This is a genomic window from Mesorhizobium sp. M0019, from assembly GCF_040323975.1.
Classification (GTDB): domain Bacteria; phylum Pseudomonadota; class Alphaproteobacteria; order Rhizobiales; family Rhizobiaceae; genus Mesorhizobium.
This window is the reverse complement of record NZ_JAMYVK010000005.1, coordinates 126,638-149,205: the sequence shown is the minus strand read 5'-3', so window position 1 is coordinate 149,205 and position 22,568 is coordinate 126,638. Positions and strand designations below refer to the sequence as shown.

General features: G+C 64.5%; 16 protein-coding genes. 12 read left to right on the top strand and 4 right to left on the bottom strand.

Translation table 11 applies throughout. The annotated features are described in order from the left end of the window. Positions 1–39: 39 nt before the first annotated feature. From NKK47_RS06120 to NKK47_RS06065, 12 genes are all read left to right on the top strand, one after another. Entirely contained in the window at positions 40–720 is a 681-nt protein-coding gene (locus tag NKK47_RS06120; protein WP_352569366.1) for a hypothetical protein, read from the top strand. Beyond that, entirely contained in the window at positions 717–1,049 is a 333-nt protein-coding gene (locus tag NKK47_RS06115) for a hypothetical protein (RefSeq protein ID WP_352575622.1), read from the top strand. The genes NKK47_RS06120 and NKK47_RS06115 overlap by 4 nt, the downstream gene beginning before the upstream one ends. Positions 1,050–1,133: 84 nt before the next feature. Beyond that, positions 1,134–2,027 (top strand): class II glutamine amidotransferase, encoded by an 894-nt coding sequence (locus NKK47_RS06110; protein ID WP_023673986.1) that lies wholly within the window; start codon positions 1,134–1,136, stop codon positions 2,025–2,027. Positions 2,028–2,121: 94 nt separating this feature from the next. After that, a complete protein-coding gene (locus tag NKK47_RS06105; protein ID WP_245274607.1) occupies positions 2,122–2,784 on the top strand; it encodes a GltB/FmdC/FwdC-like GXGXG domain-containing protein in 663 nt (220 codons plus the stop codon). Positions 2,785–2,790: 6 nt separating this feature from the next. Then, the gene (locus NKK47_RS06100) at positions 2,791–4,119 is read left to right on the top strand and encodes an FMN-binding glutamate synthase family protein (RefSeq protein ID WP_352455205.1); all 1,329 of its coding nucleotides are present in this window, start codon (positions 2,791–2,793) and stop codon (positions 4,117–4,119) included. Between the two features lie 33 nt (positions 4,120–4,152). Beyond that, positions 4,153–5,460: a type III glutamate--ammonia ligase gene (glnT, locus tag NKK47_RS06095; RefSeq protein ID WP_352575620.1), complete on the top strand. Its 1,308-nt coding sequence runs from the start codon at positions 4,153–4,155 to the stop codon at positions 5,458–5,460. Positions 5,461–5,496: 36 nt separating this feature from the next. Beyond that, the gene (locus NKK47_RS06090) at positions 5,497–6,750 is read left to right on the top strand and encodes a sarcosine oxidase subunit beta family protein (RefSeq protein ID WP_352575618.1); all 1,254 of its coding nucleotides are present in this window, start codon (positions 5,497–5,499) and stop codon (positions 6,748–6,750) included. Between the two features lie 17 nt (positions 6,751–6,767). Continuing rightward, positions 6,768–7,043, top strand: coding sequence for a sarcosine oxidase subunit delta (locus tag NKK47_RS06085; RefSeq protein WP_352575616.1), 276 nt, complete (start codon positions 6,768–6,770; stop codon positions 7,041–7,043). Next, positions 7,043–10,027: a sarcosine oxidase subunit alpha gene (locus NKK47_RS06080; RefSeq protein ID WP_352575614.1), complete on the top strand. Its 2,985-nt coding sequence runs from the start codon at positions 7,043–7,045 to the stop codon at positions 10,025–10,027. The genes NKK47_RS06085 and NKK47_RS06080 overlap by 1 nt, the downstream gene beginning before the upstream one ends. Further along, entirely contained in the window at positions 10,020–10,649 is a 630-nt protein-coding gene (locus NKK47_RS06075) for a sarcosine oxidase subunit gamma (protein ID WP_352575612.1), read from the top strand. Before NKK47_RS06080 ends, NKK47_RS06075 begins: the two co-directional genes overlap by 8 nt. 273 nt (positions 10,650–10,922) lie before the next feature. Beyond that, complete coding sequence (locus NKK47_RS06070) at positions 10,923–13,289, top strand: trimethylamine N-oxide demethylase (protein ID WP_352575610.1); 2,367 nt, start codon at positions 10,923–10,925, stop codon at positions 13,287–13,289. A 396-nt stretch (positions 13,290–13,685) separates the two neighbouring features. Further along, on the top strand, positions 13,686–15,395 hold the full coding sequence (locus tag NKK47_RS06065; protein WP_023675992.1) for a trimethylamine N-oxide permease: 1,710 nt from the start codon (positions 13,686–13,688) through the stop codon (positions 15,393–15,395). 147 nt (positions 15,396–15,542) lie between these two features. Here NKK47_RS06065 and msuE read toward each other — a convergent pair whose 3' ends face one another. From msuE to NKK47_RS06045, 4 genes are all read right to left on the bottom strand, one after another. Continuing rightward, entirely contained in the window at positions 15,543–16,103 is a 561-nt protein-coding gene (gene msuE / locus NKK47_RS06060) for an FMN reductase (protein ID WP_023675993.1), read from the bottom strand. Positions 16,104–16,218: 115 nt separating this feature from the next. Beyond that, positions 16,219–17,574, bottom strand: coding sequence for an LLM class flavin-dependent oxidoreductase (locus NKK47_RS06055; RefSeq protein ID WP_023675994.1), 1,356 nt, complete (start codon positions 17,572–17,574; stop codon positions 16,219–16,221). A gap of 133 nt (positions 17,575–17,707) precedes the next feature. Continuing rightward, on the bottom strand, positions 17,708–19,201 hold the full coding sequence (locus NKK47_RS06050) for an aldehyde dehydrogenase family protein (RefSeq protein ID WP_352575608.1): 1,494 nt from the start codon (positions 19,199–19,201) through the stop codon (positions 17,708–17,710). Between the two features lie 70 nt (positions 19,202–19,271). After that, complete coding sequence (locus tag NKK47_RS06045; protein ID WP_023675996.1) at positions 19,272–22,412, bottom strand: efflux RND transporter permease subunit; 3,141 nt, start codon at positions 22,410–22,412, stop codon at positions 19,272–19,274. Positions 22,413–22,568 lie beyond the last annotated feature (156 nt).

The window sequence follows — 22,568 nt, the reverse complement described above, 5'->3', positions numbered from 1 at the left end:
CCCGGTCTGGGCGGGCATTTGCGTGACGAGGTGCGTTAGGTGATCTCAGCATTGCTCGCCGGGGCGGTTGCCCTGGCTCTCGTCCTCCATATAGCCTGGCTTGCGCGGGCCAGCCGCGCCAAGGCTTCGACCGGTCTTGCCGCCGACGAAGCCGGCGTCCGCGCCGTCATCCCCGACGTGGCCAACATCTCGGACGGCACTGCCGGCGTCGTTACCTTCGCCGGCTCGTGGAACGGCCGGCGGGTGCAGGTGCGGACCATCGTCGACACGCTGGCGATCAGGAAGCTGCCGGCGCGCTGGCTGAGCGTTTCGATCACCGAAAAGGTCGCGATACCAGGCACTTTCGATATGATGATGCGGCCGGGATCGCCGACGACTTTTTCCAATTTCGATCATCTCGTCCATCCGCTGCCGAAGGCGGCGGGGTTTCCGGCCGAGGCGGTGCTGCGGAGCGACCGCAAGGGCGTGCGCTTCCCCGAAGCCATCATCGCCGGCCACCTCGATATCTTTGCCGAGGAGCGCACCAAGGAATTGCTGATCACGCCGAACGGCGTGCGCATCGTCTGGCTTCTGGCCGAGGCCGAGCGCGCGCGTTACGGCGTATTCCGGCAAGCCGAATTCGGCACGGTCAGGCTCGATCCGGTGCTGATCGAGAGGCTGCTGTCGTCGGCTTCGGCGCTGCGCGATGCCATCAATCAAAGCGAACGGCAAGCGGCATGACCAGCCAGATCACCACCTCCCCCGCACCACCGAGCCCCTATCTGGTTCTGGGCGCTGCGATCGTCTTGCCGGCGAGCGGGCATGTCGTGCTCGGCGTGCCGGTGCGCGGCCTGCAATTTCTGTTCTTCATGGTGATCCTCGCCTGGGTCACCGCCAAGATCGCGCCGCCCGATGCCAGCTTCGTCGGCCGCCATGCCGGCGGCTTCCTGATCTATGCCCTATCGATCCTGGATGCCTACAAGATCGCCCGCATCCGCTATGCCAAATGGGCTCACAATGGCGGCCAGCGCGGCGATAGTGCGGCCGGCGGCGCCTCAGCCGAAATATAACGACAGGAAAATTTTTTTCATACCAATTGAATTCTCGGGACTCATTCGATACATCTCGGAGGGAACGAACTCGCGGAGGCTGACATGTGCGGAATCGTCGGACTGTTTTTGAAGGACAAGTCGCTCGAGCCCCAGCTTGGCGCGATGCTGTCGGAGATGCTGATCTCGCTCAGCGATCGCGGTCCCGACAGCGCCGGCATCGCCATCTATGGCGCGCCCTCCAGTGAAGCCAAGATCACCATCCAGTCGGCCAAGCCGGAGCGCGATTTCCGCGGCCTCGACGCCGAACTCGCCAAGGCAATCGGCGCGCCGGTGAGCATTGCTGCGAAGTCGACGCATGCGGTGGTCCGGACGACGCCTGCCAAGATCGACGAAGCGCGCGAGGCGATCCAGACGCTGCGCCCCGACATCCGCATCATGGGCGCCGGCGACGTCGTCGAAATCTACAAGGAAGTCGGCTTGCCCGAAGCGGTCGTCGACCGTTTCGGCGTCCGCGAGATGACCGGCACCCACGGCATCGGCCATACCCGCATGGCGACCGAATCGGCGGTGACGACGATGGGCGCGCATCCGTTCTCGACCGGCGCCGACCAGTGCCTGGTGCATAATGGCTCGCTGTCCAACCACAACAATGTCCGCCGCGAGCTGATCCGCGAAGGCATGACATTCGAGACCGAGAACGACACCGAGGTCGCTGCCGCCTATCTCTCCTCGCAGATGGCGCATGGCAAGAATCTGGGCGAGGCGCTGGAAGGCACGCTGAGCGATCTCGACGGCTTTTTCACCTTCGTCGTCGGCACCAAGAACGGCTTCGGCGTGGTGCGCGATCCGATCGCCTGCAAACCCGCCGTAATGGCCGAAACCGACCAGTATGTCGCCTTCGGCTCGGAATATCGTGCGCTCACCAAACTGCCCGGCATAGACAATGCGAAGGTCTGGGAACCCGAGCCCGCAACCGTCTATTTCTGGGAGCATTGAACCAATGCCGGCAAGCAATGCCTTCAATACGGGCAACCTCTCCAAGGCCGCGCGCGAGCCGGGCCAGGCATCGCGGGTCTTCGACCTGGCCGAAATGTCGCTGCGCGAGCTCAACCAGGCGCTGCACGATCTGGCGCCCGGTTCGAACGAGACCGCCTGGGAGGTGCTCCACCCGCGAGGCAGCCATTCGGTCGCCGTCGGCGTCGACCAGCCGGTCGCCATCGATGTGCGCGGCAGCGTCGGCTATTATTGCGGCGGCATGAACGACGGCGGCACCATCACCGTGCATGGCTCGGCCGGGCCCGGCGTCGGCGAGAACATGATGTCCGGCCAGATCGTCGTCAAAGGCGATGCCAGCCAGTATGCCGGCGCCACCGGCCGGGGCGGGTTGCTCGTCATCGAAGGCAACGCATCGTCGCGCTGCGGCATCTCGATGAAAGGCATCGACATCGTCGTCCATGGCAATATCGGCCACATGTCGGCCTTCATGGCGCAGTCCGGCAACCTCGTGGTGCTGGGCGACGCCGGCGATGCGCTCGGCGATTCCATCTACGAGGCGCGGCTTTTCGTGCGCGGCAAGGTCGAAAGCCTCGGCGCCGACTGCATCGCCAAGGAGATGCGGCCCGAGCATCTCGAATTGCTGCAAGGCTTGCTCGACCGCGCCGGTGTGACCGGCGTCAAGGCGGCGGAGTTCAAGCGTTATGGCTCGGCTCGTACCCTCTACAATTTCAATATCGACAACGCCGACGCGTATTGAGGCTCAATGACCTATCGCAACCCGCCGACGACGCCGCGCAAATCCGCGACCTTCGACGACTACACGCTTTCCGAGATCCGCCGCGCCGCGGCGACCGGCATCTATGACATCCGCGGCGCCGGCGCCAAGCGCAAGCTGCCGCATTTCGACGACCTTCTGTTCCTCGGTGCTTCGATCTCGCGCTATCCGCTCGAAGGCTATCGCGAGCGCTGCGACACCAGCGTCGTGCTCGGCTCGCGCTATGCGAAAAAACCGATCGAATTGAAAATCCCGATCACCGTTGCCGGCATGAGCTTCGGCTCGCTGTCCGGGCCGGCCAAGGAAGCGCTTGGCCGCGGCGCGACGCTGTCGGGTACCTCGACGACGACCGGCGACGGCGGCATGACCGAGGAAGAGCGCGGCCATTCGAAGACGCTGGTCTACCAGTATCTGCCGTCGCGCTACGGCATGAACCCGCGCGATCTGCGCCGTGCCGACGCGATCGAGGTGGTCGTCGGCCAGGGCGCCAAGCCAGGCGGCGGCGGCATGCTGCTCGGCCAGAAGATCTCCGACCGCGTCGCCGAAATGCGCACGCTGCCGAAAGGCATCGACCAGCGCTCGGCCTCGCGCCACCCCGACTGGACCGGGCCGGACGACCTCGAGATCAAGATCCTCGAACTGCGCGAAATCACCGACTGGGAAAAGCCGATCTACGTCAAGGTCGGCGGCGCGCGGCCCTATTACGATACCGCGCTTGCGGTGAAATCGGGCGCCGATGTCGTCGTCGTCGACGGCATGCAGGGCGGCACTGCGGCGACCCAGGAAGTGTTCATTGAAAATGTCGGCCAGCCGACGCTTGCCTGTATCAGGCCGGCGGTGCAGGCGCTGCAGGATCTCGGCATGCACCGCAAGGTGCAGCTGATCGTCTCCGGCGGCATACGCAACGGCGCCGACGTCGCCAAGGCGCTGGCGCTGGGCGTCGACGCGGTGTCGATCGGCACGGCAGCGCTTGTCGCGCTCGGCGACAACGACCCGCGCTGGGAGGCGGAATACAACGAGCTCGGCACCACCGCCGGCGCCTATGACGACTGGCACGAGGGTCGCGACCCGGCCGGCATCACCACGCAGGATCCCGAGCTAATGAAACGGGTCGATCCGATTGCGGCCGGACGGCGGCTGGCGAATTATCTTAAGGTGATGACACTTGAGGCTCAGACAATCGCACGCGCCTGCGGCAAGAACAGCCTGCACAATCTCGAGCCCGAGGATCTTGTCGCCTTGACGATCGAAGCCGCCGCCATGGCCGGCGTGCCGCTGGCCGGCACCAACTGGATACCGGGCAAGAACGGCTTCTAAAACAAACCAAATGCCAGTAAGCGAGGAACTATAATGGGGAACGATCTCGCCGCCTTCGCCAAGGAGAAGGGCGTCAAATATTTCATGATATCCTACACCGACCTGTTCGGTGGGCAACGCGCCAAGCTGGTGCCGGCGCAGGTGATCGCCGACATGCAGCGGGACGGTGCCGGCTTTGCCGGCTTTGCCACCTGGCTCGACCTGACGCCGGCGCATCCCGACATGCTGGCGGTGCCGGATCCGGCCTCGGTGATCCAGTTGCCTTGGAAGCCGGAGGTCGCCTGGGTCGCCGCCAACTGCATCATGGACGACAAATCGGTCGAGCAGGCGCCGCGCAACACGCTGAAGCGGTTGATCGCGGAGGCCGCTGGCGACGGCATGCACATCAAGACCGGCGTCGAGGCCGAATTCTTCCTGATCTCGCCGGATGGCAAGACGATTTCCGACGAATATGACACGGCGTCGAAGCCCTGCTACGACCAGCAGGCGGTGATGCGCCGCTACGATGTGATCGCCGAGATCTGCGACCACATGCTGGCGCTCGGCTGGGGCGCCTACCAGAACGACCACGAGGATGCCAACGGCCAGTTCGAGATGAACTGGGCCTTCGACGATGCGCTGGCGACCGCCGACAAGCATTCCTTCTTCAAATTCATGGTGAAATCGGTCGCCGAAAAGCACGGCCTGCGCGCAACCTTCATGCCTAAACCCTTCCAGGGCCTGACCGGCAATGGCTGCCATGCGCACATCTCGGTGTGGGACAAAGACGGCAAGACCAATGTCTTTGCCGACAATGCGATGGAGCTCGGCCTGTCGGCCAAGGGCAGGAATTTCCTCGGCGGCATCATGAAACATGCGTCCGCGCTTGCCGCCATCACCAACCCGACGGTCAATTCCTACAAGCGCATCAACGCACCGCGCACCATCTCCGGCGCCACCTGGGCGCCGAACACGGTGACCTGGACGGGCAACAACCGCACCCACATGGTGCGCGTACCCGGCCCCGGCCGCTTCGAGCTGCGCCTGCCCGACGGCGCGGCGAACCCGTATCTGCTGCAGGCGGTGATCATCGCCGCCGGCCTTGACGGCGTCCGCTCGAAGGCCGACCCCGGCAGGCGCTACGATATCGACATGTACCAGTTCGGCCATACGGTCGAGGGCGCGCCGAAGCTGCCGCTCAACCTGCTCGACGCGTTGCGCGAGTTCGACAACGACAAATCGCTCAAGGCGGCGCTGGGTGAGGAATTCTCGTCGGCCTATCTAAAGCTCAAGCAGCAGGAATGGAATTCCTATGCTTCCCACTTCACCCAGTGGGAGCGCGACCACACGCTCGACATCTGATCCGGAATTGTTGCACGCCCGGCGCGAAACAGGTTCATGAAATACTCGATCTTCTCCCTCGCCCGGGCGGCATTTTCCGGCCACAAGAACTGGCAGCGCACCTGGCGCGACGCCAGCCCGAAGAGCCACTACGACGTGGTGATCATCGGCGGCGGCGGCCATGGCCTGGCGACGGCATGGTTCCTCGCCAGCGAATACGGCATCAGGAATGTCGCGGTGCTGGAAAAAGGCTGGATCGGCTCCGGCAATGCCGGCCGCAACACCACCATCATCCGCTCCAATTACGGGCTGCCCGGCAATACCGGTTTCTACGAGCTTTCGATGAAGCTGTGGGAACGGATGGAGCAGGACCTCAACTACAACACCATGGTCAGCCAGCGCGGCGTCATCAATCTCTACCATTCCGACGCGCAGCGCGACGCATATGCGCGGCGCGGCAACACCATGCGCATCAACGGCATCGATGCCGAACTGCTCGACCTCGCCGCGGTCAGGAAGATGATGCCGTTCCTGAACTTCGACAATGCGCGCTTTCCGGTGCAGGGCGGGCTTTTGCAGCGGCGCGGCGGCACGGCGCGCCACGATGCCGTGGTCTGGGGCTATGCGCATGCGGCGAGCGCGCTCGGCGTCGACATCATCCAGAACTGCGAAGTGACCGGTTTTGTCCGCGACGCCAACGGCAAGGTGACCGGTGTCGAGACGAGCCGCGGCAGGATCGGCGCGGCCAAGGTCGGCATGGCGGTCGCCGGCTCCTCGTCGCGCGTCGCGGCGATGGCCGGCATACGGCTGCCGATCGAAAGCCATGTGCTGCAGGCCTTCGTCTCCGAGGCGATCAAGCCGCTGATCCCCAATGTCATGACGTTCGGCGCCGGGCATTTCTACGTCAGCCAGTCCGACAAGGGCGGCCTGGTCTTCGGCGGCGATATAGACGGCTACAATTCCTACGCCCAGCGCGGCAATTTGCCTGTCATGGAAGACGTCTGCGAAGGCGGCATGGCGCTGATGCCGATGATCGGCCGGATACGGCTTCTGCGTCAGTGGGGCGGCATCATGGACATGTCGATGGACGGCTCGCCGATCATCGACAAAACACCGGTCGACGGGCTCTATCTCAACGCCGGCTGGTGCTATGGCGGCTTCAAGGCGACGCCCGGCTCCGGCCTGGTCTTTGCCCATCTGCTGGCGCGCGACGAGCCGCACAAGGAGGCTACTCGCTTTCGTCTCGACCGCTTCCGGCGAGGTGCGATGATCGACGAAAAGGGCCAGGGCGCCCAACCGAACCTGCATTGAAGGCTGGCTGAAGAAGCATGCGCATTGTCTGTCCCTTCTGCGGCGAACGCGAACTCGGCGAATTCACCTATCTGGGCGACGCCAAGCCGGCGCGTCCGGCGGCCGGCGCCACCGAAGACGAGGTCTTCGACTACGTCTATCTGCGCGACAACATCGCCGGGCCGATGAGCGAATACTGGTACCATGGCGGCGGCTGCCGGGCCTGGCTGAAAGTCGCCCGCAACACGCTGACGCATGAGATTTCGGCGGTCGAACCGGCTGCAGGCGTTGGTGCCGCCGAGGTTGGGGCCTGATGGTTGGCCCCGCGCAGACACACCGGCTGGAGAGCGGCGGTCTCATCGATCGCGCCGCACCGCTGGCCTTCCGCTTCGACGGCAAGAGCTTTGCCGGCTTCCAAGGCGACACGCTGGCCTCGGCGCTGATCGCCAATGGCGTCAAGCTGGTCGGCCGCTCGTTCAAATACCATCGGCCGCGCGGCATCCTGACCGCTGGTTCGGAGGAGCCCAACGCGCTGGTCGAATTGCGCAGCGGAGCGCGGCGCGAGCCGAACACCAAGGCGACCACGGCCGAACTCTATGACGGGCTCGAAGCCGCCAGCCAGAACCGCTGGCCATCGCTGCGCCACGACCTGATGGCGGTCAATCAGCTGTTCGCGCCGATCTTCGTCGCCGGCTTCTACTACAAGACCTTCATGTGGCCGGCGAAATTCTGGGAAACGATCTACGAGCCAACGATTCGCCGCGCCGCCGGCCTCGGCCGCGCTGCAGGCGTCGCCGATCCCGACCATTACGACAAGGCGTGGGCGCATTGCGACGTGCTGATTGCCGGGTCCGGCCCGGCCGGGCTGGCTGCGGCATTGGCGGCTGGGCGCGGCGGCGCCCGCGTCATCCTGTGCGAGGAAGATTTTGCGCTTGGCGGCCGCCTGCTCGCCGACGGCGGCATGATCGACGGCGCGCCGGCGGCCGAATGGATTACGCGCACGCTGGCCGAACTCGCCGCACTGCCCGATGTCCGCATCATGACCCGCACGACATTGTTCGGCGTCTATGATGGCGGCACCTATGGCGCGATCGAGCGGGTCAACGACCACCTGCCCTCGCCGCCCGAGCACCAGGTGCGCCAGCGGCTGTGGCGGATCGTGGCGAAGCGCTCAATTGTTGCCGCTGGCGCCATCGAGCGGCCGATCGTCTTTGCCGGTAACGACACGCCGGGCGTGATGATGGCTTCGGCTATGCGGACTTATGTCGCGCGCTACGCGGTTACCCCTGCCAAGAGGATCGCGCTGTTCACCAACAATGAGGATGGCTGGCGCACGGTCGAGATCGCGCTTGGCGCCGGTTTGCAGATCGCGGCGGTCGTCGATGCGCGCCCGGACGTCTCCGCCGCGCATCGCGCGCTTGCCGCCAAAGGCGGCTTTGCCGTGCTCAACGGCTCGGTCAGCGGGGTCGAAGGCGGCAAGGACGGGCTCCGGAAAATCGTGGTGGCGCTGACCGGCGGCGCACGGGCGGAAGTCGAAGTCGACGGGCTTGCCGTGTCCGGCGGCTGGAATCCGGCGGTCGGGCTGACCTCCTATCATCGCGGCCGGCCGAAATGGCAGGACGATATCGCAGCCTTCGTACCGGATGGTGCGCCGCCCGGCATGGTGGCCGTCGGCGCCGCCAACGGCGCCTTCGGGCTGGGCGACTGCCTGCGCCAGGGCTTTGCCGCGGGTGCTGCGGCAGCGCAGGGTGCTGGACGCAGCGGCAATGCCGGCACATCGCCGGTCGCCGACAGCGAGGCGTTTTCGCTGACGCCGCTTTGGTATGTGGCCGGCAAAGGGAAAGCCTTCGTCGATTACCAGCATGACGTGACCGCGTCCGATATCGAACTGGCGCAGCGCGAAGGTTTCGAATCGGTCGAGCATCTCAAGCGCTATACGACGCTCGGCATGGCCACCGACCAGGGCAAGACCTCGAACGTCGCCGGTCTCGCCATCATGGCGGCAATCAGCGGCAAATCGATCCCCGAAACCGGCACGACGATCTACCGCCCGCCCTATGTGCCGGTCGCCATCGGCGCCTTCGCCGGCCATCATCGCGACGAAGACTTCCATGCGACGAGGCTGACGCCGTCGCATCACTGGGCAGCCGAACAGGGCGCGGTGTTCGTCGACACCGGCCTGTGGAAGCGGGCGCAATGGTATCCGCGCGCCGGCGAAAAGGACTGGCTGGAATCGGTCACCCGCGAGGTCAAGGCGGTGCGCTCCGGCGTCGGCTTCTGCGATGTCTCGACGCTCGGCAAGATCGACGTGCACGGCCCGGATGCCGGCGCCTTTCTCGACCGCGTCTACATCAACACCTTCTCCAGTCTCGCCGTCGGCAAAGCCCGCTACGGGCTGATGCTGCGCGAGGACGGCATCGTCTATGACGACGGCACGACGTCGCGGCTGGCCGAGGATCATTATTTCCTGACCACCACCACCGCCAAGGCCGGGCTGGTGATGCAGCATCTCGAATTCTGCCGGCAGGTGCTGTTCCCGGAATTCGACGTGCAGTTGACCTCGGTCTCCGACCAGTGGGCGCAATTCTCGATCGCCGGGCCGAAGACCCGGGACCTGCTTCGGGAAATGGTCGATCCGGCGGAGGATTTGTCGAACGAAGGCTTTCCCTTCATGGGGGCGCGGGAAGTTGCGCTTCGCGGTGGCATCAAGGCGCGGCTGTTCCGCATCTCGTTTTCGGGCGAAATGGCGTTCGAGATTTCGGTTCCCGCCCGCTACGGCGAGGCGCTGGTGCGCAATTTGATGCTGGCCGGCAAGCCGTTCGGCGTTACGCCCTACGGTACCGAGGCGCTCGGCGTCATGCGCATCGAAAAGGGCCATGTCGCCGGACCGGAGCTGAACGGCACGACGACGGCCGCCGACCTCGGCCTTGGCAAGATGATGTCGACCAAAAAAGATTTCATCGGCCGCGTCATGGCCGGCCGCGAGGCGCTGATTGCCCCGGACCGGCAGGTCGTCGTCGGCATCAAGCCCGTCGACAAGACGCGCCGCCTGCGCTCCGGCGCGCATATCATTCCGAAGGGCGAGACGCCCGGCCCCGATAACGACCAGGGCTACGTCACCTCGGTCTGCTTCTCGCCCATGCTCGACCAGTGGATCGGGCTGGCGCTTGTTGAGCGTGGCCGCGAGCGCATCGGCGAGATCGTCCATGCGCACGATCCGCTACGCGGCGAAGACTACGACGTCGAGCTGTGCAGTCCCGTCTTCTACGATCCGGATGGAGGGCGCCAGCGTGGCTGAGTTTTCCTGGATTGCCCGCAGTCCGCTGGAGAAAGCGCTTGTTGTCGGCGCCTATGGCGCGCGCGGCACGGCGGCCGGCGTATCGCTCACCGAGATCCGCAATTTCGACCTGATCCAGGTGATGGCGCGGCGCGGCAAAGCGGCAGAACTGGGGAAGGCCGCCGAAACCCGCTTCGGCGTTGCCGCCCCGGAAACGCCCAAGGCGACCCAAACTCCCGACGCTACGCTGATCTGGTCGGGACCGGATCAGTTCCTGGTCCTGTCCAATGGCGGCAAGCACCCGAGCGAACCGCTGAGCCAGGCGTTTGCGCAATCCGCCTCGTTGTCCGACCAGTCGCATGCGCGCGCGCTGATCAGCGTTTCCGGAGAAAAGGCGCGCGCGATGCTGGCCAAACTGTCGTCGCTAGACCTGCACCCCGCGGCGTTCCCGGCCGGCACCGCTGCGGCGACCTCGGTCGATCACACCAGCATCAATCTCTGGCGTGGCAATGACCGGCCGGACGGACAGGCGGTGTTCAATCTTCTGGTGTTCGCCACCTTCGCGGAAAGCCTGTGGCATACGATGCTGGACGCTGCCGCCGAGTATGGCGTCGAGATCGGGCATTCCGAGGAATTGGGGTAGGATTGTGCGCCACCTTCCCTTCTCCCCCTGTGGGAGAAGGTGGCCGAGCGAAGCTCGGTCGGATGAGGGGTGCTCCAGCTTGGCTATGACGGCACTCCGTCCAACACCCCTCAACCGTCTCGGCGCTGCGCGCCGATCCACCTTCTCCCACAAGGAGAGAAGGAAGAGGCGCGCGCGCCGCCTTCACTTGCCAACTCCGGCTCTTCTATCCTATTCTTCCCGCTAAAATAATTTCACACACAGGCAAACTTGTTTCTCGAAACCAAGGTTGAGATGAGCCAGTCGCCCTACCCCGTCGTCGCCGGACCGCCCCGGCCGAGCCTGATCCTGCGGCCAGGCCAGATTACGCTGCCGGCCGGGATGGAGCGCTACTCGGTTCAGGGCAATGGCGCGATGCTGATCGAGGTCGAGGCCGGCGACATTGTCACCGTGCGCGATGTCGAGGGCGGGCAGGCCTGCGAGCTGCTGGCATGGGACAGCAGCGACGCGACCGATCCCGGCATTCTCGGCGAGAAATCGAACAGCAATGCCGCCGGCATCAAGGCGCTGCTGGCCGAAGGCGACGACAGCCTCGCATCCTTGCGCCGGGGGCTCGAGCGGCGCCAGGTGCAGCTCGACCAGGCGAAGGCGGTTCGCGTTTTCGGCGGCGCCACCCCTGCCGGTACCGAACAGGCTTTTACCGTCGCCCGCGATGGGTCGATGCTGATTGCCGCGCCCGGCGGGCCGATGCTGGTCGACGGCCACGATACGGCGACGCCGCTTAGCGTCATCGTCCGCCGCGCCACCATCCGCCCTGCGGCGAAATCCAGGCTTGCCGACCCGCTGGCCGATCCCGTGCTCGACCTGCGCGTCCATTCGGCGACGGCGGAGGCCTACTTCGTCAAGGCGGGCGACTATCTGCAGATCATCGATGTCGACGGGCGCCAATGCACCGACTTCCAGTGCTTTTCGGCGCGCAAGCTGGACAAGGGCCGCGATCATCCGCTCGACGTGACGACGACGCGCACGCTGATGGGTTCGAGCTATCCGATGCCCGGTCTGCACTCGAAATACTACGACCAGGACATGGAGCCGCTGGTCGAGGTTGTGCAGGACACTTGCGGCCGCCACGATGCATTCGCGCTCGCCTGCGCGGCCAAATATTACGACGACATCGGTTATCCCGGCCATCCCAACTGCTCGGAGAATTTCAACCACGCGCTGGCCGACAAGGGTGTCACGCCTCGCGCCGGCTGGATGGCGATCAACTTCTTCTTCAACACGGCCATCGACGCGCATGGCGTCGTGGTATCGGACGAGCCGTGGTCGCGGCCGGGCGACTATGTGCTACTCAGGGCGCTCACGGACATCGTCTGCGTCTCGTCCGCCTGCCCCGACGATACGACGCCGGCCAATGGCTGGAACCTGACCGACATCCATGTGCGAACCTATCCCGGCCAGCACAAATTCTCGCGAGCGATCGCCAGACGCATGACGCCCGATTCGGAACCGAAAATGACCCGCGAGACCGCCTTTCATTCGAGCTTTGCCAAGCACACCCGCAACTTCGTCGAGTACAAGGGCTATTGGCTGGCCAATTCCTTCGCCAGGCAAGGCCCGATCGATGAATACTGGGCCTGCCGGCAGGACGCCGTGATCATGGACCTGTCGCCGCTGCGCAAGTTCGAGGTCACCGGGCCGGACTCCGAGGCGCTGCTGCAATACACGCTGACCCGCGACATCAAGAAGCTCGGCGTCGGCCAGGTCGTCTATTCCGCCATGTGCTACGAGCATGGCGGCATGATCGACGACGGCACGCTGCTCAGGCTCGGCAAGGATAATTTCCGCTGGGTCGGCGGCGACGATCTATCCGGCGAATGGCTGCGCGAGACGGCGACAAAGCTCGGCCTCAACGTGCTGGTGCGCTCGTCGACCGACCAGATGCACAATGTTGCCGTGCAGGGGCCGAAAAGCCGCGACGTCCTGCGGCAGATCATCTGGACCTCGCCGCTGCAGCCGTCGATCGACGAACTCGAATGGTTCCGTTTCGCCGTTGCCCGCATCGGCGGCGGCAACGGCATTCCGGTCGTTGTCTCGCGCACCGGTTACACCGGCGAGCTCGGCTACGAGATCTGGTGCCATCCGCGCGACGCCGAAAAGGTCTTCGACGCGATCTGGCAGGCCGGCCAGCCGCACGGCCTGAAGCCGATGGGGCTGCAGGCGCTCGATATGGTGCGCATCGAGGCCGGGCTGATCTTTGCTGCTCACGAGTTTTCCGACCAGACGGATCCGTTCGAGGCCGGCATCGGCTTCACCGTACCGCTGAAGACCAAGAGCGACGATTTCATCGGCCGCGAGGCGCTGATCCGGCGCAGGGAAAACCCGCAGAAGAAGCTGGTCGGCCTCGACATCGACGCCAATATCGCGGTCGGCCACGGCGATTGCGTGCATGTCGGCCGGGCCCAGATCGGCGTCGTCACCTCCGGCATGCGCTCGCCGGTGCTGAACAAGACCATCGCGCTGGCCAGGCTCGACGTCGCGCATTCGGCGATCGGCACCGAGGTCGAGATCGGCAAGCTCGACGGCCACAGCAAGCGGCTGCCGGCGCGCGTCGTCGCCTTCGCCCATTACGACCCGCAAAAGAACAGGCCGCGCTCCTGACCGACGCTTCCTGGTTCTTCCCTTCTCCCCTTGTGGGAGAAGGTGGATTGGCGCGCAGCGCCAAGACGGTTGAGGGGTGCTGGACGAAGTGCGGTTTTGCCAAGCTGGAACACCCCTCATCCGACCGAGCTTCGCTCGGCCACCTTCTCCCACAAGGGGAGAAGGACAGACCGCACCCTTGGGCAGCGCCAGCGAAGCTCGACTGTTTCACAAGCGCAATGTGCACAGCGTCACAAAGCGCTTGACGTGAAAGCGCGTTGGGTCAATCTTCACTGCTAAGAAAAAAATACTACTGAGCGGAAAACGCCTGGGGCCGTTCAACGTGAGCGTCGATGACGCCTCGCGAGATTGCGGCTGTTGCCGATGGAGAACATCAAAAATGGGGAATCCACGTAAATGAGCACGATAGTCACCACCTTGGTGCCGCCTGCCGAAGGGCAGCTGCACCGGAACATCGATTGGCGCGGCGCCTTCTGGGTGGCAAGCGGCGTTCCGGCCCTTGTCCTGTTTTCGATCGGCGGCATCGCCGGCACCACCGGAACACTGGCCTTCCTGATCTGGGCCGTATCCATGGTCATGGGCTTCCTGCAGTCCTTCACCTATGCGGAGATCGCCGGGCTGTTCCCGAATAAATCCGGCGGCGCCTCGGTCTACGGCGCCACCGCATGGCTGCGCTATTCGAAATTCATCGCGCCGCTTTCGGTGTGGTGCAACTGGTTCGCCTGGTCGCCGGTTCTGTCGCTCGGCTGCTCGATCGCCGCCGCCTATATCCTCAACGCACTGGCGCCGGTGCCGCTGTTCACCGACACTTCGCCGGAAGTCGCCGCCTATATTGCGGCCCATGCCGGAACCAGCGCCGCTGACGCCATCACCGCGGTCACCGCGGCGGCGACGCCGGCGATCCGTAACTGGACGCTCTACGGTCACACGCTTGGCCCGGTTTCCTTCACCTTCAACGCCACCTTCTTCATCGGCGCGGTGCTGATGCTGATCATCTTCTCGATCCAGCATCGCGGCATCCTGGGCACGGCCAACGTGCAGAAATATATCGGCCTGCTGGTGATCATCCCGATGCTCATCGTCGGCGTGGTGCCGATCGTCACCGGCCAGATCAACTGGGCAAATTTTTCGCCGCTGGTGCCGCTCGCCGCCGCCTATGCGCCGGAGGCCGGCGCGTGGAACATCGCCGGCTGGACGCTGGTGCTCGGCGGCATGTTCATCGCGGCATGGTCGACCTACGGCTTCGAGACCGCGGTCTGCTACACCTCCGAGTTCAAAAACCCGGGCACCGATACCTTCAAGGCGATCTTCTACTCCGGCCTGTTGTGCATGCTGCTGTTCATCCTGGTGCCGTTCACCTTCCAGGGCGTGCTCGGCTTGAACGGCATGCTGGCGACGCCGATCGTCGACGGCTCCGGCGTTGCCGATGCGCTGGCCGGCATGGTCGGCGGCGGACAGCTGATCCACAGCCTGCTGGTGATGCTGATGATCCTGGCGCTGGTGCTCTGCATCATGACGGCGATGGCCGGCTCCTCGCGCACGCTCTATCAAGGTTCGGTCGACGGCTGGCTGCCGCGCTATCTCAGCCATGTCAACGAGCACGGCGCCCCGACGCGGGCGATGTGGACCGACCTGATCTTCAACCTGATCGTGCTGGCCATCGCCTCGGCCGACGCAACGAGCTTCTTCTTCATCCTGGCGGTGTCGAATTGCGGCTACATCATCTTCAACTTCCTTAATCTCAATGCCGGCTGGATCCACCGCATCGACAATGGCCACATCGCGCGGCCATGGAAGGCGCCGAGCTGGGTACTCGGCCTCGGCGCCATCTTTGCCTATGTCAACGCGGTCTTCATGGGCGCCGGCGCCAAGGTGTGGAACCCGATGGCATTGTGGGCCGGGCTGATCACGGCAGCCTTGATCATCCCGGTGTTCTGCTTCCGGCACTACATCCAGGACAAGGGCAAATTCCCCGACCACATGCTGGCCGATCTCGGCATGAGCTCGTCCGACCTTGCGGTGAAAAAGGCGGGGATGCTGCCCTATCTGACGCTGGTCGCCGGCGTCGTGGTGATGCTGCTCGCCAACTGGCTGTTCGTCATCTGACGGCTTGCCTTGAGGGATCGGGCGCGCAAGGCGCGCTCGATCCCTGCATTTTGTTCTTGCTTTGTGCCGGCAGCTATGCTACTAATCTCGATATGGTGCTGATTCGCCCCGAGACCCGCCGCCGAGGCGGGTTTTTCTTTTTAGGGGCTATTCGGCAGCGGTGCCTGCGCGGGAGCGACCGCCAAGCGCTGCACCGATATCCTCGAGCACCTGTCCGACGCGCGCCTGGATCGTCTCGGACGCAAGCACGCCGTCGATGAAATCCCTGTCCGAAGCGTAGATCGCGGTCGGCAGCGTAAAGGCCTCGAAGAAGCCGAACAGCGGCCTCAGCTGGTGCTCGATGATCAGCGCATGCCGGTCGCCGCCGCCGGTCGCCAGCAGCACCACCGGCTTGCCCCTGAGCGCCGTTGGGTCGACAAGATCGAAGAAGTGCTTGAACAGGCCGGTGTAGCTGCCCTTGTAGGTGGGCGAGCCAACGACGAGCACGTCCGCCGCGACGACGCACTTGAGGATATCGCCCGCTTGCGCATCCAGTTCACGCGCCCATCTGGCGCCACCGAGGCTGGGGCCGAGGTCGACGACGTCATGCGTGCTGGCGGCCAGGCCATATCTGCCGGCTACCTCGTTCACGATACGATCGACGAAGCCGCGCGTCTTGGACGGCCGGGTGAAATTGCCTGAGAAACCGACAACGGCCGGATTGGTCATGATGCAAAGCCCTCGCGACGATTTCGGGCTGCCAGTCCGCTGCTCATGACCCTATGGACATTCGGACCGAACGAAAAGAACGGATGCTTGCCACGGTCTAAAATCATTACCGGTTCTAACCAGCTTTGCGGATCGCTGCCGTCTCAGGTTGGAAGAACCGGTTTGGCGGCCGCTTCAGGCCAAGATTTTCGCGCAGGGTCGATCCTTCGTATTCGCTCCTGAAAATGCCGCGCCGCTGCAATTCGGGCACGATTTTCTCGACGAAATCATCCAATCCGGCGGGAAGATAGGGGAACATGACGTTGAACCCGTCCGAGCCTTCGGTGACTAGCCATTCCTCCATCTCGTCGGCGATGGTTTTCGAAGTGCCGACGAAGGCAAGACCGGAATAGCCGCCCAGCCGCTGCGCAAGCTGCCTGACGGTCAGGTTTTCCTTGCGCGCCAGTTCGATGACGCGCTCGCGGCCGCTCTTGCTGGCGTTGCTTTCCGGGATTTCGGGCAAGACTGAATCCGGATCGAACCGCGACGCGTCGTGGCCGAGCGCGATCGACAGCGAGGCGACGCCGCTCTCGTAGTAGACGAGGCTGTCGAGCTTGGCCCGCTTCGTCTGCGCCTCCTCGACAGTCTCGCCGACAATGACGAAGGCGCCGGGCAGGATCTTGATGTCGTCGCGCGACCGGCCAAGTTTTTGCGCACGTTCCTTGACGTCGGCAAAGAAGCGCTGCCCCGAGGCGAGATCGGCATGGGCGGCGAAGATCACCTCGGCCGTTTCCGCGGCGAGCTGCCGTCCGGCCTCCGACGCGCCGGCCTGCACGATGACCGGCCAGCCCTGCACCGGCCGCGCGATATTGAGCGGTCCCCGCACCGAAAGATATTCGCCCTTGTGGTCGAGCACATGCAGCTTCGCCGGATCGAAATAGAGCCCGCTTTCGGCGTCGCGGATGAAGGCATCGTCGGCAAAACTGTCCCACAGGCCGGTGACGACATCATAAAACTCCCGCGCCCGGCGATAGCGCTCGTTGTGCTCGACATGCTCGTCGAGGCCGAAATTCAGCGCGGCGTCGGGATTGGATGTGGTGACGATATTCCAGCCGGCGCGCCCGCCGCTGATATGGTCGAGAGAGGCGAAACGACGGGCGATGTGGTACGGCGCGTCGAACGTCGTCGAGGCGGTTGCGATCAGCCCGATACGATCGGTGACGGCGGCAAGCGCCGACAACAGCGTGAACGGCTCGAAGGACGTGACCGTGTGGCTGCGCCGCAGCGCCTCGATCGGCATGTTGAGCACGGCCAGGTGGTCGGCCATGAAGAAGGCGTCGAACTTCGCCGCTTCCAGCCTTTGCGCGAAGTGCTTGAGATGCGCGAAATTGAAGTTGGCGTCGGGATAGGCGCCCGGGTAGCGCCAGGCGCCGGTATGAAGGCTGACGGGCCGCATGAAAGCGCCAAGCCGCAATTGTCGATTTTCTGCCATGGAAAAACGCACCGATGACGACGAGCGTAACGCTCCAATTGCTCGAGCATGGGATGGCTTTGCGGCCATGGGAAGGAATTCTGTTTTGCAAAACCGGCGTCGGGGAGCATTTTTTGTGCGGGCGGCGGACCGATCAATCGATCTTGATGAACACGCCCTTGGTGTTGAGATACTCAGCGAGGTGCTCGGCGCCGCCCTCGCGGCCGTAGCCGCTCATCTTGTAGCCGCCGAAGGGCACGGCCGGATCGATGGCGTGATAGGTATTGACCCAGACCGAGCCGGCGCGGATCTTGCGCGACAGCTGGTGGGCGGTGGCGAGATTTTGGGTGAAGACCCCTGCAGCCAGGCCGTAAGGCGTGGTGTTGGCCCGCTCGACCGCCTCGTCCAGCGTATCGAACGGCAAGGCTGAAATCACCGGCCCGAATATCTCCTCACGGGCGATCTTCATGTTGTCCGAGACGCCGGCAAAGACGGTCGGCGCGACGAAATTGCCGGCGGCAAGCGCGCCTTCCACAAGCCGGGTGCCTCCGGTGACGAGTTTCGCCCCTTCCGCGGTGCCGGCCTCGAGGTAACCGGTGACCCGTTGCAGCTGCTTTTCGGAGACGAGCGGACCGATCTCGGTCGCCGGGTCGATGCCGTCGCCGACCCTGAGACCCTTGGCGTATGCCGCGAGCCGCTCGACGAACTCGTCATGGACGGCGCGTTCGACGAAAAGGCGCGAACCGGCGATGCAGATCTGGCCGGAATTGGCGAACACCGACATCGCCGCCACCGGCACCGCCTTGTCGAGATCGGCATCGGCGCAGACGATGACCGGCGACTTGCCGCCGAGCTCCAGGGAGACGCGCTTGAGGTTGCCGGCCGAGGCCCGCACGATCGACTGGCCGGTTGCCGTCGAGCCGGTGAAGACGATCTTGTCGATGCCCATATGCTCGGCGAGTGCGGCACCTGCCTCGGTGCCGGTGCCGGTGACGATGTTGACGACGCCGGCCGGCACGCCGGCCTCGTTCATGATGTCGGCGATCAAAAGTGGCGTCAGCGGCGCCTCTTCCGACGGCTTCAGCACGATGGTGCAGCCGGTCGCCAGCGCCGGCCCGATCTTCCAGATCGACGCCGCCGTTGGCGCGTTCCAGGGAATGATGGCGCCGACGACGCCGACCGGCTCCTTGCGGGTGAAAGAGACGATTTCGCCGGGCAGCGAGTTGTCGATCGTCTCGCCGTGCAGCGCCGTCGCCATGCCGGCATAGTAGCGCAGCATGCCGATGACGCGGTTGCGATTGGCGCGGGTGCGTATGATCGGCATGCCCATGTCGGTGGTGTCGGAGCGGCTGATCTCTTCCCAGTGCTTTTCGAAGAGGTCGGCGATCCTCAGCAGCAGCACCTGCCGCTCATAAGGCTTGAACCGGCTCCACGGGCCCTCGAACGCCTTGCGCGCAGCAGTCACCGCCGAGTCGATGTCCTGCCGGTCGGCGCGCGGCACCGTGGCGATGACCGCGCCGGTGGCGGGATTGCGGCTCTCCGTGGTCCGGCCGGAGCGGGCATCGACCCAGCCGCCGCCGATGAACATCTGGCGATGGCGCCCGTCGATCGGCAGCCGCAGCGGTGCCTTTGTCTGAGCCATGGTCATGACGGTCCTCCTCCGGCGCCTACGCCTGGTGGGCGGATTAAACCGCCGGAGGTCACATTTGCCAACAGCTCTATTCGGCCGCCAGGGCCAGTTGCGGCCTTTCGCTTTCTTCTGCCACCTTGGCCGCCTCTTCCGTTGCCACCACCTTCTTGGGCTCCCTGCCGAAGAACAGCGCATAGGCTGCCGGCAGGACAAGGATGGTCAGCACCGTGGCGACGAGAATGCCGCCCATCATGGCGTAGGCGAGCGGCCCCCAGAAGACGCCGCGCGAGATCGGGATCAGCGCCAGCACCGCCGTCAGCGCCGTCAGCACGATCGGCCGGAACCGGCGCACCGCCGAGCCGATGATGGCCTCGGAGCGCTCCACGCCGGCGGCGATGTCCTGGTCGATCTGGTCGACCAGGATGATCGAGTTGCGCATGATGATGCCGAGCAGGGCGATGACGCCGAGGATGGCGACGAAGCCGAACGGCGCGCCGCTGATCAAAAGTGCCGCGGCCGCGCCGATGATGCCGAGCGGACCGGTGGCCAGCACCAGCATGGCCTTGCCGAAATGCTGCAGCTGGATCATCAGCAGCACGACGATGACGGCCAGCATGATCGGCGCTTTCGCCGCAATCGAGGCCTGGCTTTCGGCCGCATCCTCGGCGCCGCCCTGGATCTCGATCTTGTAGCCGGGTGCGAGGCTGGCGCGCAGGCCCTGCATCTCGCTGTACATTTTCATGGCGACATCGTTCGGCTGCACGCCGTCCGGCAGCGTGGCGCGCACGCTGATGGTCGGCAAGCGGTCGCGCCGCCATTCGACGCCTTGCTCCAGCACCGGGACGATCTTGGCGACCTGCGACAGCGGCACGGAGCCACCGAAATCGGTCGGGATGTAGACGGAGTCGACCGCCGACAGCAGGTGACGGCTTGCCTCCGGCTCACGGGCGACGATCGAAACCGTCTCCTCGCCGTCGCGGAAGTCATCGAGCGGCGCTCCCGACATGGTCGCCTGCAGTATCTGGCGGATGCGCTGCGAGGTGACGCCGAGCGCACGGGCGCGATCCTGGTCGATCACCAGCTTCATCGCCGGCACCGGCTCCAGCCAGTCGTCGTGGATGGCGCCGAGCAGCGGATTTGCCTGGAACTTCGCCTTCACCTCGTCGGCGATGCGGCGCACCTCCTGGCGATCCGGACCCATGACGCGCATCTGCACCGGCCAGCCGGTCGGCGGACCAAGGAACAGGCGATCGACCTTGGCGCGGATCGATGGGAAATCCTCGGCCAGGATGGTGCGCAGCTTGACGATCAGCCGCTCGCGGGCTGGTTCGTCATTGGCCATCACCAGAAGCTGGGCGAAGTTCGGGTTGCGAAGCTGCTGGTCGAGCGGCAGGAAGAAGCGCGGCGCGCCTTCGCCGATATAGGTGGCGATGAAGCGCTTGTCCTTGTCGTCCATCATCCTGGCTTCGAGCGCCTTGGCCTGGGTCTCGACTTCCTTGATGCTGGTGCCTTCCGGCAACCAGAGGTCGACAAGGATTTCCGGGCGCGACGATTGCGGGAAGAAATTCTGCGGGATGAACTGGAACGCCCACAGGCTGGTGGCAAACGTCATCAGCGTCATCACCAGGACGATGATGCGGTGGCGCACCGCCCATGCAACGGTCGAGCGAAGACGGCGGTAGAAGCGCGTGTCGAAGACATCGTGATGGTTGCCGGCGTGCTTGCGCTGCTTCAGGATCATGTGGCCGAGCCATGGCGTGAAATAGACCGCCGCGAACCAGGACACGATCAGCGCGATGCCGACGACGTAAAAAAGGGTGCGCACATATTCGCCGGCGGTCGAGGCAGCGAACCCGACGGGAATGAAGCCGGCCGTCGTGATCAGCGTGCCGGTCAGCATCGGGAAAGCGGTCGAGGAGTAGGCGAAGCTCGCCGCCTCGACCTTGACCAAGCCTTCCTCTAGTTTTCGCTCCATCATTTCGACGACGATCATCGCGTCGTCGACCAAGAGCCCAAGAGCGATGATCAGCGCGCCGAGCGAAATGCGCTGCAGGTCGATGCCGAGCTCGTACATGATGGCGAAGGTGGCGGCCAGGACCAGCGGAATGACGATCGCGATCACCAGGCCCGAGCGCCAGCCGATCGACAGGAACGATACAAAAAGCACGATCAGCAGCGCTTCGCCGAGCGCTTCCATGAACTCGCTCACCGCCTCCTTCACGACATGCGGCTGGTCGGAAATCTGATCGACCGAAACGCCATAGGGCAGCGCCTCTTCGAAGCGCTTGTAGGTCGCTTCGACGTCCTTGCCGACGTCGGTGACGTTGAAGCCCTTGGCCATGACGACGCCGAGCTGGACGCTGTCGTGTCCGTTGAAACGGTACTTGCGCTGGTACGGATCCTCGAGGCCCGAGGTCACGGTGGCGATGTCGCCGAGGCGCGTCACCTGGTTGCCGGCGCGCAGGCGAAGCTCGCGGATGTCGGCCGCCCTGGTGACATCGCCCTCGACCGAAATGCGCACCGAACGCTGGCCGGTGTCGACCGAACCTGCCGGGTCGACATTGTTCTGGCCTCGGATCGCATTCTGCAGGTCGGTCAACGTCAGGCCACGTTCGGCAAGCGCCTTGGATGAAACGTCGATGTAGAGTTTTTCCGGCTGGTCGCCGATGATCACGGCCTTCTCGACACCGGGCGTCGTCAGCAGCATGTCACGCGCCTGGATGGCGAATTTCTTCAGCTCGGGATAGCTGTAGCCGTCGCCGCTGATCGAATGCAGGGTGATGAACGTGTCACCGAATTCGTCATTGAAGTAAGGCCCAAGCAGCCCCTGCGGCAGCTCATTGGCGATATCGCCGACCTTCTTGCGCACCTGATAGAAAGCATCGGCGACCTGCGCCGGATTGGTGTCGCCCTTGACCTGCAAGGTGATGATGGCGCTGCCGGCGCGGGTGTAGGAGCGGACGAAATCGAGGTGCGGCGTTTCCTGCAGCTTGCGCTCGATCTTGTTGACGACCTGGTCCTCCATCTCCTTGATCGAGGAGCCTGGCCAGATCGCCTGGACGACCATGACGCGGAAGGTGAAATCGGGGTCTTCCTTTTGGCCCATGCGCATCAGGCCGAGCGCACCGGCCACGATGATCAGCCCGAACAGGAAGCGGGCAATGCTCGGATGGCCGATTGCCCAGCGCGAAAGATTGAAAGACCGCTTTTCATTGGTGTCGATGGTCATCGGCGTCAGTCCGTTTCAATTTGATCAACAGAGCACGCGCTTTCGCATGCCCAAGGAACTTCCGATGTGGGCTTCCGGGCGGCGTGGCTTTCCGAGTTGAGAGATCTACATCGCGGTGGGACGCGAGGATCGACGTGGGGGTTACATCGACCTGAG

Coding starts and splice junctions, on each gene's coding strand:
- NKK47_RS06115 (WP_352575622.1), top strand. CDS start 717: ATGACCAGCCAGATCACCACCTCCCCCGCACCACCGAGCCCCTATCTG.
- NKK47_RS06110 (WP_023673986.1), top strand. CDS start 1,134: ATGTGCGGAATCGTCGGACTGTTTTTGAAGGACAAGTCGCTCGAGCCC.
- NKK47_RS06105 (WP_245274607.1), top strand. CDS start 2,122: ATGTCGCTGCGCGAGCTCAACCAGGCGCTGCACGATCTGGCGCCCGGT.
- NKK47_RS06100 (WP_352455205.1), top strand. CDS start 2,791: ATGACCTATCGCAACCCGCCGACGACGCCGCGCAAATCCGCGACCTTC.
- glnT (WP_352575620.1), top strand. CDS start 4,153: ATGGGGAACGATCTCGCCGCCTTCGCCAAGGAGAAGGGCGTCAAATAT.
- NKK47_RS06090 (WP_352575618.1), top strand. CDS start 5,497: ATGAAATACTCGATCTTCTCCCTCGCCCGGGCGGCATTTTCCGGCCAC.
- NKK47_RS06085 (WP_352575616.1), top strand. CDS start 6,768: ATGCGCATTGTCTGTCCCTTCTGCGGCGAACGCGAACTCGGCGAATTC.
- NKK47_RS06080 (WP_352575614.1), top strand. CDS start 7,043: ATGGTTGGCCCCGCGCAGACACACCGGCTGGAGAGCGGCGGTCTCATC.
- NKK47_RS06070 (WP_352575610.1), top strand. CDS start 10,923: ATGAGCCAGTCGCCCTACCCCGTCGTCGCCGGACCGCCCCGGCCGAGC.
- NKK47_RS06065 (WP_023675992.1), top strand. CDS start 13,686: ATGAGCACGATAGTCACCACCTTGGTGCCGCCTGCCGAAGGGCAGCTG.
- msuE (WP_023675993.1), bottom strand. CDS start 16,103: ATGACCAATCCGGCCGTTGTCGGTTTCTCAGGCAATTTCACCCGGCCG.
- NKK47_RS06055 (WP_023675994.1), bottom strand. CDS start 17,574: ATGGCAGAAAATCGACAATTGCGGCTTGGCGCTTTCATGCGGCCCGTC.
- NKK47_RS06050 (WP_352575608.1), bottom strand. CDS start 19,201: ATGACCATGGCTCAGACAAAGGCACCGCTGCGGCTGCCGATCGACGGG.
- NKK47_RS06045 (WP_023675996.1), bottom strand. CDS start 22,412: ATGACCATCGACACCAATGAAAAGCGGTCTTTCAATCTTTCGCGCTGG.